The 14645-nt window shown below is 39.3% G+C and carries 9 protein-coding genes; all 9 read left to right on the forward strand.

Translation table 11 applies throughout. The features are described 5' to 3' along the window. Positions 1-798 (forward strand): DeoR/GlpR family DNA-binding transcription regulator, encoded by a 798-nt coding sequence (locus QF028_RS02160; protein ID WP_429463849.1) that lies wholly within the window; start codon positions 1-3, stop codon positions 796-798. 21 nt (positions 799-819) lie between these two features. Further along, entirely contained in the window at positions 820-1827 is a 1008-nt protein-coding gene (locus QF028_RS02165; protein WP_429463851.1) for a Gfo/Idh/MocA family protein, read from the forward strand. Between the two features lie 26 nt (positions 1828-1853). Continuing rightward, complete coding sequence (locus tag QF028_RS02170; RefSeq protein WP_429463853.1) at positions 1854-2915, forward strand: Gfo/Idh/MocA family protein; 1062 nt, start codon at positions 1854-1856, stop codon at positions 2913-2915. Between the two features lie 221 nt (positions 2916-3136). Beyond that, positions 3137-4912 (forward strand): glycoside hydrolase family 2 protein, encoded by a 1776-nt coding sequence (locus QF028_RS02175; RefSeq protein ID WP_429463855.1) that lies wholly within the window; start codon positions 3137-3139, stop codon positions 4910-4912. A 76-nt stretch (positions 4913-4988) separates the two neighbouring features. After that, positions 4989-7565 (forward strand): glycoside hydrolase family 2 protein, encoded by a 2577-nt coding sequence (locus QF028_RS02180; protein WP_429463857.1) that lies wholly within the window; start codon positions 4989-4991, stop codon positions 7563-7565. A 12-nt stretch (positions 7566-7577) separates the two neighbouring features. Continuing rightward, positions 7578-10724: a glycoside hydrolase family 38 C-terminal domain-containing protein gene (locus QF028_RS02185; RefSeq protein WP_429463859.1), complete on the forward strand. Its 3147-nt coding sequence runs from the start codon at positions 7578-7580 to the stop codon at positions 10722-10724. Positions 10725-10802: 78 nt separating this feature from the next. Beyond that, on the forward strand, positions 10803-12104 hold the full coding sequence (locus QF028_RS02190; protein WP_429463861.1) for an alpha-glucosidase/alpha-galactosidase: 1302 nt from the start codon (positions 10803-10805) through the stop codon (positions 12102-12104). Positions 12105-12293: 189 nt separating this feature from the next. Further along, positions 12294-13394, forward strand: a complete 1101-nt coding sequence (locus QF028_RS02195) for a GNAT family N-acetyltransferase (RefSeq protein WP_429463863.1) — start codon at positions 12294-12296, stop codon at positions 13392-13394. A gap of 57 nt (positions 13395-13451) precedes the next feature. After that, positions 13452-14606: an N-acetylglucosamine-6-phosphate deacetylase gene (gene nagA / locus QF028_RS02200; RefSeq protein ID WP_429463865.1), complete on the forward strand. Its 1155-nt coding sequence runs from the start codon at positions 13452-13454 to the stop codon at positions 14604-14606. Positions 14607-14645 lie beyond the last annotated feature (39 nt).

Below are 14645 nucleotides of genomic sequence, written 5' to 3' on the forward strand. Positions count from 1 at the left end.
ATGATTGTGGCAGAGCGAAGGAAGGTTATTAAAGAACTATTAATAAAAAATAAAAGTGTCAAAGTTTCTGATCTTGTCGATTTATTGCATGTATCAGAGGAAACGATCAGACGGGACCTCACCCAGCTCGGAAAAGAAGGAATTGCCGAGAAAAACTACGGAGGAGCCATCCTGATTGAAGAAGACCAGAACCATTCCTTGATTCCTCCAGTAAATAAACGAAAATTACAATATTCACGTGAAAAGGATTCAATTGGGAAAGCAGCAGCCCAATTGGTAAAAGAAGGACAAATTATCATTTTTGATGCAGGGTCGACAACCTGGTATGTGGGGAAAAACTTGCCGGATAACAGTCATTTAACGATCATTTCCAATGCTATTGATGTAGCCGAAGAATGCAGCAAGGATGAAACGGCCTCTATTTACTTATTAGGCGGGAAATTAAGACGAAATTCAATGAGTCTCGTTGGTCCACAGGCAGAAGTTGAATTGCGAAATTATAATGCGGATTATGTGTTCCTTGGAACATCAGGTATTTCACTGCGTCATGGTTTTACAAGTTCTGATTTGTATGAAGCAGAAATCAAACGTGCGATGGTTTCTTCGGGACAAAAGATTGTTGTAGTAGCTGACCATAGTAAACTTCAAAAGGCGGGCTTAACCTCTTTTTGTAATTTTGATGAGACAGATATATTTATTACTAGTGAACTCGCCGATAAAGAGATTCTTAAGGAAATTGAAAAAAGAGGTGTGGAAGTTCTTGTTGTACCTGTATCAGACGAGATAAATGAATTTTAAGACCAAAAGTGAGGGGATCCAATGATTAATGTTGCTTTGCTAAGCAAATGGCATGTGCATGCGGACGATTACGCACGTCAAGCTAAGGATAATGGACAAATTAAGATCAAAGTAGTCTGGGATGAAAATGTTGAACGCGGTCAAGAATGGGCCAAAAAACTTGCTGTACCCTTTGAACAAGACTTAAAGAAAGTATTAACCAACCCAGAGATTGAGGCTGTCATTGTAGATACACCCACAAACCTTCATAAAGAGATTATTATTCTTTCTGCTGAGAATAAAAAGCACATTTTTACTGAAAAAGTACTCGCTTTTACAGTGAAAGATTGTAATGAGATTTTTGATGCAGTAAAAAAGAATAATGTAAAATTAATGGTTTCATTACCTAGGCTAACTGAGAATTACTATTTATATGCAGAGCAAATCCTGAGTGAAGGTCTATTAGGGAAACTAACCTCTATTCGTTGCCGACTAGCACATAATGGTGCGGTTCCTATTGAGGGGAGTCCAAATGGATGGCTACCTAAACACTTTTTTGATAAAGAGGAGTGCGGTGGAGGTGCATTTATTGACCTAGGTGCACATCCGATTTACTTAACAAATCGCTTGGCAGGACCAGTAAAAGCAGTGACAGCTCGTTTTGTGCCACAATCAGGGGATGAAATTGATGTTAATTCAGTTGCAATCATTGATTATGAAAATGGCGCTTTAGGAACAATTGAAACAGGGTTTCTTTCTGCTGGAAGTCCTTTTCAACTAGAACTGTATGGAACAGAAGGGGCATTATTAATAGAAGATAATAAGATTCGCTTAAAATCTAAACAGCTAGGTGAGGGCTGGAATACTCCTGAAGCGCTGCCAGCTGCGCTTCCCCTGCCAATGGAACAATGGGTAAACTCCATTATTGAAGGGAAAGTTCCAACAATTACAGAAAATGATGTTCAAGGATTAACGTTAATAAATCAGGCCGCACTACTATCCCAAGCTCAAGGGCGAAGGGTAGAAACGGCAGAAATATTCAATAAATAATTCAAGGTTAAAATCAGGGGGGAAACATGTTGAAAAAATTAAGAGTGGGCATTATTGGAGCCGGTGGGATTGCAACAGCTGCACATATTCCGAATTATTTAAAATGCGGAGAAAAGGTAGAGATTGTAGCAATATGTGATGTTATCAAAGAAAAGGCAGACAAATTAGCAACAGAATTCAACATACCTCATGTTTTTTCAAGCTATGAAGAAATGCTTGAAAACATTCAACTAGATGCAGTGAGTATTTGTACACCTAATAAAGTCCATTACCCTGCCACAATGGCCGCCTTAAATGAAGGTTGTCACGTTTTATGTGAGAAGCCGCCGGCTATGACTGTAAAAGAAGCAGAGGAAATGGCAGATGCAGCACTAAAGTCTGGAAAAATCTTAACCTACGGTTTTCATTTCCGTCATGCTCCACATGTAGAAGTGTTAAAGCGCTTTATTGATGGGGGAGAACTTGGGGATATATATGCTGCACGCGTAACAGCAATGAGACGACGGGGAATTCCAGGCTGGGGTGTGTTTACAAACAAAGAGCTTCAGGGTGGGGGACCATTAATTGATATTGGGGTACACATGCTGGATACTGCTTTATATTTGATGGGTTATCCTGAACCAGATACTGTATTTGGTGTAACATACCAAAAGCTTGGGAACAAAAAAGGAGTAGGTCTCCTGGGAGCATGGGATTGGGAAAACTTCACAATCGAGGATATGGCCCGTGGGATGATCACTTTTAAAAATGGAGCTTCGATCCTATTAGAAACTGCTTTTGCCGCGAATGTGGAAAAACATGATGTGATGAATGTTTCCTTAATGGGGGATAAAGGGGGGGCAGATGTTTTTCCGCTGAAAATCTATCAAGAAAAGCATGATACATTAATAGATATTACTCCATCTCACTTGTCAAAGAAAGACTGGTATGAAACTGAGCTTGAGAGATTTGTAGACGCGTGTTTAGAAGGACCAACACCTTTAAGTACAGGTATACAAGGTGTCTACCTTCAGAAAATCATTAATGGGCTTTATGAGTCGGCCGAAAAGGGCGAGGCAATTAAAATAAGTGAAAATGTAACTGTTTAATTGGTGCATTCAGAAAAGAGAAGCGGTTAATTAACTTTAACCGCTTCTTTTAAAAAAAGGGTTGCATTTACATGAGTAAAAATAGGTTTACAATTATTTTCTGTATAGAAAGATGCAGAAAAAGGTTTTTTTGGGAACGTTCCCAAAAGTCGATTGCAATCTCTCATTTTAATTCACCCAAAAAGTTAATTCTTAAACATTTCTAGCGGAGGTTCGATAAAATGACAAAAGTAACTCCTCGTTCGGAATATCCAAGACCAGACTTCACAAGAAACGAATGGCTAAATCTTAACGGACAATGGAACTTTCAGTTTGATAATAACAATAGCGGGTTAAGAGAAGGATGGTATTTACATCACGATTATTCACAAAAAATTACCGTTCCATATGCATTTCAATCGAAATTAAGTGGTATTGATACAATAGAATTCCATGATGTTGTTTGGTATGAACGGTGCTTCACCATTCCGGAAGCATGGCAGGAGAAAAAGATTCATCTTCATTTTGGAGCGGTTGATTACCAAGCAACCGTCTGGGTTAATGGAAGATTTGTTCGGACCCATGAGGGTGGACATACATCGTTTTATGCCGACATAACCGAAGCACTTATAAACGGAGAAAATAGAGTAGTGGTCAGAGCAGAGGATCGCTCGACTGATTTGGAACAGCCGCGTGGAAAACAATACTGGGAAGTGGAATCGGACGGAATCTTCTACACCAGAACAACAGGCGTTTGGCAAACTGTTTGGCTTGAGCCGGTAAGTCCATCCTTCCTTGACCGAGTAAAGCTTACACCAAATATTGATACAGGTGAAGTATCGATAGAATACCTCGTTCAAAATAGAACGGGCAAACAAGAACTCGCAATAGAAATTTCTTATGATGGCCAAATGATAGCCAATGAAACAGCCCCGGTCCATCCGGTTCAGCGGAAAAATAAGCACAGTGTTTCTCTAAAGGATTTTGCAAACGGCGAAGGAAAGCTATGGAGTCCAGAAGCTCCAAACCTTTATCATGTAAATTTCTGTCTAAAAGAAGATGATGTCATTTTAGATAAAGTGCACAGCTATTTTGGGATGAGAAGAATAACGATACGTGATGGGAAAATCGAGCTCAATAATCAGCCATATTATATGAAGCTTGTCCTTGATCAGGGGTATTATCCTGAAGGACTGCTGACTGCTCCAACAGATGAAGATTTAAAAAGAGACATCGAGTTAACGAAGGAAATGGGTTTTAATGGGGTCAGGAAACATCAAAAGATCGAGGAACCGCGGTACTTATACTGGGCTGATCAACTAGGGCTGCTCGTATGGGGTGAAATGGCAAACAGTCATACATTTACAGATCAGTCAGTAAAAAGAATGACATCGGAATGGCAGGAAGCCATTGAACGGGATTATAACCATCCGTCAATCGTTGCCTGGGTGCCGCTAAATGAGAGCTGGGGAGTGCCGCGATTAAAACGGGATCCACGCCAGGCCAATCATTTAGTAAGCATGTATTATTTAACAAAATCAATCGATTCCTCCCGTTTAGTAATTTCAAATGATGGCTGGGAGCATACGATTTCAGATATCCTGACAATCCATGACTATGCAGGCGAAAAGGATGTTTTGACGGACCGTTATTCAGAACTTGAGAGTGTCTTAAAGTTTACTCCAGCAGATCGGTCTTTATATGTAAAAGGTTTTCAATATCATGATGAACCTATTATGGTGACGGAGTTTGGTGGAATCGCCTATAAGAAAAGCGCAAGGCAGGGTTGGGGCTATACTTCAGCGTCGAACGATGATGATTTTATTGAACGCTACTATAATGTTGTTTCTAGTTTACTAGAGTCACCACTTGTACAGGGATTCTGTTATACGCAAATCACAGACGTCGAGCAAGAAATTAATGGACTATTAACCTATGACCGCAAGCCAAAGGTTGACCTCAATATTATTCGTGAAATTAATGAGGGTAAAAAGCTGACCTTTGCTGAAAAAGGATAACAGGAGTCAAAGTAGCTGAAACCGGAAGAGTTCTTCTGCCATGATTCATATCACTATTCCAAGGAGAGAAAGTCAAATGGAAATATCCCTTTCAACGGGGCCATGGTTTTTGAAAGGATATTGGCCATGGGTACCGTTAAAAGATAAAAGTATGGAAACGGGAAAAAAGTTAATTGGAACAACGGATTGGATTCCAGCAACGGTTCCTGGGGGAGTCCACTATGACTTGTACCGTGCAGGTCTCATTGAGCATCCGTATTTTGAAATGAACAGCTTAAAGTGTGAATGGATTGAAAATCGTTGGTGGATGTACAAAACCACTTTTGAAAAGCCAAAAGAAACAGGGGAAAAGTTTGAGCTTGTCTTTAAAGGCATAGACTACGAAGCCCTTTTTTATTTAAATGGTAAGTTTTTAGGCGAACATAAAGGAATGTTTCATCCTGCCAAATTTGATATTTCATCCTACATATCAGCAAGTGAGCAATTTGAGTTAATTGTTGTGTTTAAACATCCCCCGGATGAAATGGGCCAGATTGGAAAAACCTCAAACACATTGACTCAAAAGAGTCGATTCAATTATAAGTGGGACTTTTCAACACGGCTTGTAAATATTGGTTTTTGGGACGATATTAACCTAATTATTCATCAAAAGGCAATGATTGGTGATGTTTCGCTCGTAACGGATGTTACGGATGGGCTTGGGGTGATAAACCTTTCAGCCGAGATTGAATATAACAAGTGTGATTCTGATTTATTATTTCTAGAGGTGATGGGTTATGATCCGAAAGGTGATCAAGCCTTCAGAAAAGAAGTCCCTTTACAAATAGGAGAGGGGCGGAGTGATCTGCGATTAACAATCGTTGACCCTGAATTATGGTTTCCAAACGGACATGGAGAACAGCCGCTTTATACCCTTCTAATACGGATTAAGGATGAAAATACGATTTTCAATCAAAAGCAATATCAAGTGGGAATTCGCAAACTTTCCTACATCAAGAACGATAATAGTCCAAAAGATGCTTTGCCATATACAGTGGTCATTAATGGTAAAAGAATTTATATAAAAGGGTTTAATATTACCCCGTTAGACCATCTGTATGGAAATGTAACAAGGGAGCATTATGAGTTCTTAATTAAAAAGGTAAAAAGAGCAAATGGAAACATGGTTCGTGTCTGGGGCGGAGGAATTATTGAGAAAGAAATATTCTACGACCTATGTGACAAACATGGCATAATGGTTTGGCAGGAATTTATCCAATCTAGTTCTGGAATTGATAATATCCCTTCAAAACGTCCGGAATTTCTAGACTTGTTAAAAAGGACAGCCATTACTGCCATTAAAGAAAAGCGAAATCATGTTTCTTTAACATTTTGGAGCGGTGGAAATGAGCTGATGGATGAAAATTTTAAACCATCAACGTATGAAGATGAAAATATCGCCCTCTTAAAAAAGCTTGTCGAAACATACGATCCAGCGCGATTTTTTTTACCCACTTCAGCATCGGGACCCGTGGAATTTGTAACTGAGAAAAAGGGTATTAGTCACGATATCCATGGACATTGGCAATATGCTGGAAACCCAGCCCATTATAAACTATTTGGGGAGTCAGATTCGTTATTTCATAGTGAATTTGGTACGGATGGGGTTAGTTCCCTTAAAAGTTTAAGGAAATTTTTGAGTGAAGAAAACCTTTATCCAACTACCATGTCCGACCATATCGTGTGGCGTCACCATGGTGAATGGTGGGGAACATATAACCGGGATCAAGAAATTTTCGGTCCTATTCATGATATTTCACTATTTGTTGATTGCAGTCAATGGATGCAAGCAGAAGGACTACGATTCATTTTAGAAGCAAATCGAAGAAGAGAGTTTCAGAATAGCGGCAGTTTAATATGGCAGTTAAATGAACCATGGCCAAATGCTTCATGCACAAATGTGGTCGATTATTATGGGGAAGAAAAAATGGCCTTTCATTGGGCTCGAAAATCTTTTGCCCCTATTCATGTATCGCTCGATTACAGGAGCCTAAACTATAAAATCGGAGATTCATTTACAGCACCCATTTATATTCATGGAAATGGTGAAAGTAAACAAGTGGTAGTAAGGAGTCAAATAATTACAACCAAAGGGTCGTTATTAAAGGAAGAAACCGTGAAATTTGAAATGGTTCCATTTAAAGCATGCAAGCTCTCCGAAATAGAGTTTACTGTCTCAAAAGAACATGGAGAATTATTTTTCATTCGCTTACAACTCCTCGAAAATGAAAAGGTTTTCCATGAAAATGTCTATACGTTTTCAACAAAGGAAGAAACTATATATTCACCTTCCTTAACATTACCTGATTCTAGGTTAACGGTTAAGTCAACTACTCAATGGAATAAGGTTGGCTCAGAATGGAATCGAGTGTATTGTGTAACGAATGCTGGAGAAAATGTCGCCCTTCATATTCATCCAATGGAAGAAACAAATGGCTTTTGGATGGAAGCTGATGATAGTTTTGTCACTTTATTTCCAGGAGAGTCAAAAAACTTTACCATTCATTGCGCTCCAAAAGCAGCAGGTGGATTCTTAAAAGAAGATCAAATAAATAGACAAGAGCCAATTATTCGATTCAATCAATTTGCACAAGGACTAAAAACCACTTACTAGGGAGTGTTTAAGTTGTATTTTACAGTTGAAAAAATCGAGAAAAATTTAGCAGAATTGAAGGATTATATATACAAAGAAACAAAAGAAATTCCAGCTTTTCAATATAAAGAATGGGAATTTGGTGAAGAGGATAAATACGCCTATACACCTGATTTTGATGACCGAAACTGGAAAAACTTCCAGAAAGGTGAGTCCTGGGGCGGCTATGATAAATCTGCTTGGTTCCGAACAACGGTTTCAATACCAGAAGAGTGGAAGAATGAACGATTAGTATTACACTTTTTAGTTGGCCCTCGTGACGGCGGGGGATCAACGGCAGAATCATTATTATACGTTAATGGCACTCCATTACAAGGCATTGATGTATGGCATGAAGAAGCATGGCTGCCGCCAGAGTTTCTGCAAAATGATGAGATTCACATTGCGATAAAAGCATGGAGCGGTGTATTAAATCCACCTGACCGCCGAAGATTTAAAACAGCAAGGCTTGCCTGTGTAGATGTAACAACCGAAAAATACTACTATTTAGCTCACACACTAGCAAATACAGTAAAAGTTCTTGATGAAAATGACTTAAGAAGAACAAAGATGCTTCAATTATTAAATGAATCTATTTTAAAAATTGATTTCTTAAAACCCGGTTCAGAATTCTTTTATCAATCCATCCATGAAGCATATAAATTCCTTAAATCAAAGGTCGATCAATTTGGGGAAATGGATGAATTAAAACCTTTAGTAACCGCACTTGGCCATTCACATATTGACATGGCATGGTTATGGCGTTTAGTTCATTCCCGTGAAAAAGCATCGCGGACATTTTCAACGGTATTACATTTAATGCGCCAATATCCTGATTACAGATACATCCATACATCCCCGCAATTATACAAATATTTAAAAGAAGACTATCCTGAAATATTTGAGAAAGTAAAAGACAAGATAGCAACTGGTGAATGGGAAATTACGGGTGGTATGTGGATTGAGCCTGACACAAATGTCCCAAATGGAGAGTCGTTAATTCGCCAAATCCAGTTTGGGAAAAGGTTTATGAAAGAAGAGTTTGGAGTGGATACAAGGGTTGTGTGGCTTCCAGATGTGTTTGGATATTCATGGGCACTGCCGCAAATTATGAAAAAGAGTGGAATTGACTCTTTTATGACTACAAAAATTAGTTGGAGCCAATATAATAGATTCCCATTTGATACGTTTAATTGGCGCGGCATCGATGGAACCGAAATGTTCACGCATTTTATTACGACTCCTGAAGAGGGAGCAAAGCAGTACACATATAACGGCATGGTTGAACCGGCCAGTGTGAAAGGGATTTGGGATGCCTACCAGCAGAAGGAAGTAAATGATGAGCTATTACTTGCTTTTGGCTGGGGTGATGGCGGCGGTGGACCAACAAAAGACATGATTGAATCGGCTGAGGCCATGAAAAATCTACCGGGGCTTCCAAGAGTCCAAATGGATAAGGCAGAACCCTATTTTGAACGGTTAAGAGACCGTGTGAAAGATAAAACCTTACCAGTTTGGGATGGGGAATTATATTTAGAGTACCACCGGGGGACCTATACATCTCAAGCAGCGTTAAAACGGGCAAATCGTAAAGCGGAATTTATCTATCATAATGCTGAATGGCTCAGTGTGCTGTCTGATCAATTAACAGCTCAGTCAAATTATCCACATGCTACTTTAAATGAAGGCTGGGAAATATTACTCCTTAATCAATTCCATGACATCTTGCCGGGTTCATCGATTCGCCAAGTAAATGAGGATGCACGCAGGGATTATGCCGCTGTGCAAACCATTGGGGAGAAGGTTCTTAATGAAGCAAAAAGTTCCATTGAACAAAACATTCAAATGGAGCAGGACGGCATAGTTGTTTACAATTCACTTTCATATGAACGGGACGGTTTCATTGAAGTGCCTGTGTCGCCAATTTTTACGGAGACAACCACCATTGTTGATGAAGTTGGAAATACTTTACCAGCACAAGTAATCCAAGCTGAGAATAGCCCAAAGGTGTTAATTCAAGCTAAAAACGTACCTGCATTAGGATATAAAACATTTAAACTAAGTAAAAGTTCAGTTTCAGAGTCCGGATTTGTTGTGAAAAAGGATTATATCGAAAATGATTTTTATCAAATTCGTTTCAATGAAAAAGGTCAGATTACTTCTTTGTTTGATAAGCGTTTTGCCAGAGAAGTCCTTGCTAAAGGGGCAAGGGGGAACGTCCTTCAGACATTTGAAGATAAACCGATGAATTTTGATGCTTGGGATATTGACCTCTATTACCAAGAAAAAATGCGTGAGGTTGATCGTTTGGCATCAGTAGAGGTGCATGAAGAAGGTCCAATTCGCGGAAGCTTAAAATTCACCTGGGAATTCTATGATTCTACGATCACGCAATATATCAGTGTTTATAAAAATTCACCAAGAATTGATTTCCGCACGGTGGTGGATTGGCAGGAGAAACAGACCCTATTAAAAGTCGCGTTCCCTGTTAATATTCGTTCAACAAAAGCAACCTATGATATCCAGTTTGGGAATATAGAACGTCCAACTCATTGGAACACAAGCTGGGACCATGCTCGGTTTGAAGTGGTCGGCCATAAATGGGTGGACATGTCCGAAGGGAACTTCGGGGTTAGTTTATTAAATGACTGTAAATATGGTCACGATGTCAAAGACAATGTTTTACGCTTAACATTAATCAAATCTGCAATTAGCCCTGACGAGACAGCTGATCGCGGCATTCATGAATTTACGTATAGCTTAGTGCCGCATAAAGGGGATTGGCGCGAGGGAAATATTGTTAAAGAAGCCTACAATTTAAATGTTCCATTATTAGTAGGTGAACTTAAAGCTAATCAGAATGGAAGCTTACCAGCAACAAATCAATTTGCAGAAATAGATAATGATAATGTTCTATTAGAAACGGTCAAAAAAGCAGAAGACGATGATGCAATCATCGTACGTTTCTATGAATATAAGCAATTTAGAAATACAACCAATGTTACATTTGCAAACCCAATAAAAAAAGCGATCGAATGCAACTTAATAGAAGAAGAAGAAAAGGAAGCGGACTATCAGAATCAAACCCTTACTTTCTCTGTCTCTCCATATGAAATTAAGACATTTAAAATCTGGTTCTAACTAAATAGAATAGCTAACACCATAAAATACATTTATGGTGTTAGCTAAACTAGAGAAAATAATGGAGGCAATCGTTCTATGTTGAAAATTGCAATGATTGGTGCTGGTAGTATTGGTTTCACTCGAAGATTGATGATGGATATTCTAGCAGTAAAGGAATTCCAAGATACAGAATTTCATTTTATGGATATTAACAAAAAAAACCTTGAAATGGTAACAAACTTGTGTCAACAGATGATTCAATTGAACCAATTGCCAGCAAAGATTATCGCAACCACCGATCGTAAAGAAGCATTATTAGGTGTTGATTATGTTTTTTGTACCGTTCGTGTAGGTGGGTTAGAAGCATTTAAACATGATATAGACATTCCTTTGAAGTATGGGGTAAACCAGTGTGTAGGGGATACCTTAGGACCAGGCGGAGTCTTTTTCGCATTACGTACAATACCGGTGTTATTGGACCTTGCAGAGAATATGCGTGAAGTTTGTCCAAATGCCCTTCTATTTAACTATTCAAATCCAATGGCAATGAATACTTGGGCTTTGAGACGTGCGGGGGGTATTCGGGTTGTAGGATTATGCCATGGAGTACAAGGTGGACACCGCCAAATCGCTAGCGCCCTAGGACTGTCTAAGGAAGAAGTTGATTTTGTATGTGCTGGAATTAACCATCAAACCTGGTATATAGAAGTTAAACATCAAGGCAAGGATATGCTGCCTTATCTCCTAGAGGCCTTTGAAAAACATCCTCAATTATCGAAAACGGAACCATGCCGCATAGACGTACTGAAACGGTTTGGCTATTACTCAACTGAATCGAATGGACATTTAAGTGAGTATTTACCTTGGTATCGAAAGCGAAACAATGAATTAGACCGTTGGATTTATTCCGAGGATTGGATTGGTGGATTAACAGCAGGCTATCTTGATCATTGTCTAAAGAAGAACGACGAATATCGAGTAATGTATCCAAAATGGATAAGTGGAGAAGTGGAGTATATTCAACTTGGTAATCGCTCAGAAGAGCATGGCTCCTATATTATTGAAGCTTTAGAAACAGGCCGCCAATATCGTGGGCATTTTAATATTGAAAATAAAGGTTTAATTAGAAATCTGCCAAACGGATGTACAATCGAAATTCCATGTTATGTGGATCGCACCGGCATCCATCCAACATATATTGGTGATTTACCTTTGCAATGTGCAGCGACTTGCCGAGCAAGTATTAGTGTTCAAGAAATGGCGGTAGAAGCAGCATTAACGGGAAACCGTGAACTTGTAAAGCTTGCCATTCTACACGATCCCTTAACTGCCGCTGTTTGTAACCCGGAGGAAGTGTGGAGAATGGTGGACGAAATGTTTGAAGCACTTGCTCCTTAGTTACCACAATTTAATGGTGAGGGACGGACATGGAAGGATATCCCGCAGACTAGGAATGGATTAACACCATCGCCAAAGCATGCTGAGTCTTGGTTACCACCAGCATTAAAAGGGGATATTCGGTACTCAGAAAATGAACGTTTGCAGGTAGGGAATAATGATAACTGATAAAGGGGCAACATTAATAGAATGGAGAACAAGATGGTAGAATTTAGATTACTAAAATCGGAGTTCGAGTTTGAACAAGCAATCCAATTAGCTGATAAAGTATTCCGGGATGTGGAGCATAGATCGATGGGGGAAGCCTTCCCCCAAGTATTCTCACCTGAACTAAATCAATCCTATGGCGCTTTTATAAATGATGAACTGGTTTCCTATATTGGCTTAGTGCCTTCTATCATCCATCTAGGAGATGCGGAGATTCAAGCCTATTCGATTGGAGCTATTTGTACACACCCGAATCATCGTAAGAAAGGTTATGCCAGCTTGCTTTTAGATAAGATTTTGACCCATGTTCAGAAATCTGAAGCATCTATCTTGTTTGTATCCGGCAATTTACCAATGTATCTAAAAGCAGGCTGTTCTTACTATGGCAAATTAAATAAATACGAAATAAATAAGGGAGATTTACTAGGTACTGAAGGCTACTTTGTTAGGGAATTATCCCCGTTTGATTGGTTTTATTTACGAAAATTACTTCATGCTCGTCCTGTTTATGTTGAACAAAGTATTTATGATTTTTCCGTCCTATATATGGCAGCTGGATTTGCTAGTATTCATAAGATGAAACACAAGATATTAGTTGCTGAATCTGAAAATGCAATAAAGGGATTTGTAATTTTGGCGGTTCCTAATTCTTCGTTAGGTTCTGGTGATCAGCTAGCGCGGGTCATTGAATGGGGCGGGGAACCGCAAGCGATCCAAACCATTTTAGTGAATTCTTTCCAGTGTGGAATAAAATCACTAAAATGTTCATTTCCTATGCATGAAAAAGAGATTAACAAACTACTGAACTCTTTAGAAAAAACAGATGCTCCGTACCCAGGGACGATTAAAATTACTAACCTGGATTTGTTGTTAAATCAAGCAGAGCCTTTCTTCCGTGGAAAAGTCAAAATAGTAGATGTGGATAACAGCAGCAAAAAACTAATTTTTAATCAAAAGTCAATCATCTTAGATAACATTTCCTTAGAAAAGTTAATCCTTCAAGGAGATCCAAAGCTAGACGGTTATTTAAACGATATTTTTCCGATACCGCTTCCATTCCCTGAAGGCTTAAATTATGTATAGATATTGAAAGAAGTAAAAATGAGTAATATTAAACCATAAAAAAGGGGGGAGTAAATCATGGATACTATTTTAATTCGTAACGTTCGTTTCTTATCCGATGCTGAACCGAAGCTTCGATGCCTCCTTATTCGGAATGGACAAATAGAATCAGTCCATAATGATGAGGAATCCTTTGTAATTAAAGCTGATACCGTTATCGATGGAGATGGGCAAATCCTTATCCCTGGAATGATCGATGTACATATACATGGAGCAGAAGGGTTTGACATGATGGATGGCACCATCCAAAGTGTGGAAGCCGTTTCCAGAGCCTGCGCTCGAACAGGATGTACGTCGTTCTTAGCTACATCTGTATCATCCACATTAGATGACCTTCTAAAAATGATTAAAAATGTAAAAGAGGTAGCAGGTAAAGAACCTGGGGCTCAGCTAATTGGCCTCCACATAGAAGGGCCATATCTAAATGTGAAACGGAAAGGGATGCAAAACGAGCGCTATTTGAGGCATCCTGATCTGGATGAAATGAAATCGATTATAGAGACTTCCGGTTCGCTCCTCAAAATGGTGACATTGGCACCAGAGTTACCTGGTGGTCTTGAAATGATCCGTTTTTTAAAGGAAAAAGGAATCATTGCGGCGATTGCTCATTCTGACGCAACCTACGAAGAGGCAAAACTAGCATTTCAGAGTGGTGCCAGCCATGTTACCCATTGTTTTAATGGAATGCGGCCCATTCATCATCGTGACCCAGGAGTGGTCATCGCTGCATTTGAGGAAAGCTCCGTTAGTGTACAAGCTATAGTGGATGATGTACATCTTCACCCAGCGATCGTAAGGCTGATCTATCGGGAAAAGGGACCAGATAAAATGGTCCTTATTACAGATGCTCTTCAGGCGATGGGAATGGGTGATGGAACCTATTTATTCGGCGGCCATGAAGTTAAGGTGAGTCACGGGGTTGCTAAATTAAGTGACGGTACACTTGCATCAAGCACCGTCACAATGAATGAAGCATTAGAGAAAGCGGTTAAGTCGGGAATTCCTTTAAAAGACGCTGTTATAATGGCAACTCAGACACCGGCAGATATACTGGGCATGTCTAATAAAGGCAGGATTGAACCCGGCGCCGACGCTGATTTAGTTCTGATGAATGACCAATTCGAGGTTTTGTGGACAATTGTAAATGGAAAGATAGTATATAATCGGACCTAAGATATGGGTTTCTCGACACTAAAGGCATGAATCCATCTA

Source organism: Neobacillus sp. B4I6, assembly GCF_050434045.1.
In the GTDB taxonomy this organism is placed as follows: Bacteria; Bacillota; Bacilli; order Bacillales; family Cytobacillaceae; genus Neobacillus.

What these genes read in the sequence shown, in the direction of transcription:
- QF028_RS02160 (WP_429463849.1), top strand. Translation starts at nt 1, where the DNA reads ATGATTGTGGCAGAGCGAAGGAAGGTTATTAAAGAACTATTAATAAAA.
- QF028_RS02165 (WP_429463851.1), top strand. Translation starts at nt 820, where the DNA reads ATGATTAATGTTGCTTTGCTAAGCAAATGGCATGTGCATGCGGACGAT.
- QF028_RS02170 (WP_429463853.1), top strand. Translation starts at nt 1,854, where the DNA reads ATGTTGAAAAAATTAAGAGTGGGCATTATTGGAGCCGGTGGGATTGCA.
- QF028_RS02175 (WP_429463855.1), top strand. Translation starts at nt 3,137, where the DNA reads ATGACAAAAGTAACTCCTCGTTCGGAATATCCAAGACCAGACTTCACA.
- QF028_RS02180 (WP_429463857.1), top strand. Translation starts at nt 4,989, where the DNA reads ATGGAAATATCCCTTTCAACGGGGCCATGGTTTTTGAAAGGATATTGG.
- QF028_RS02190 (WP_429463861.1), top strand. Translation starts at nt 10,803, where the DNA reads ATGTTGAAAATTGCAATGATTGGTGCTGGTAGTATTGGTTTCACTCGA.
- QF028_RS02195 (WP_429463863.1), top strand. Translation starts at nt 12,294, where the DNA reads ATGGAGAACAAGATGGTAGAATTTAGATTACTAAAATCGGAGTTCGAG.
- nagA (WP_429463865.1), top strand. Translation starts at nt 13,452, where the DNA reads ATGGATACTATTTTAATTCGTAACGTTCGTTTCTTATCCGATGCTGAA.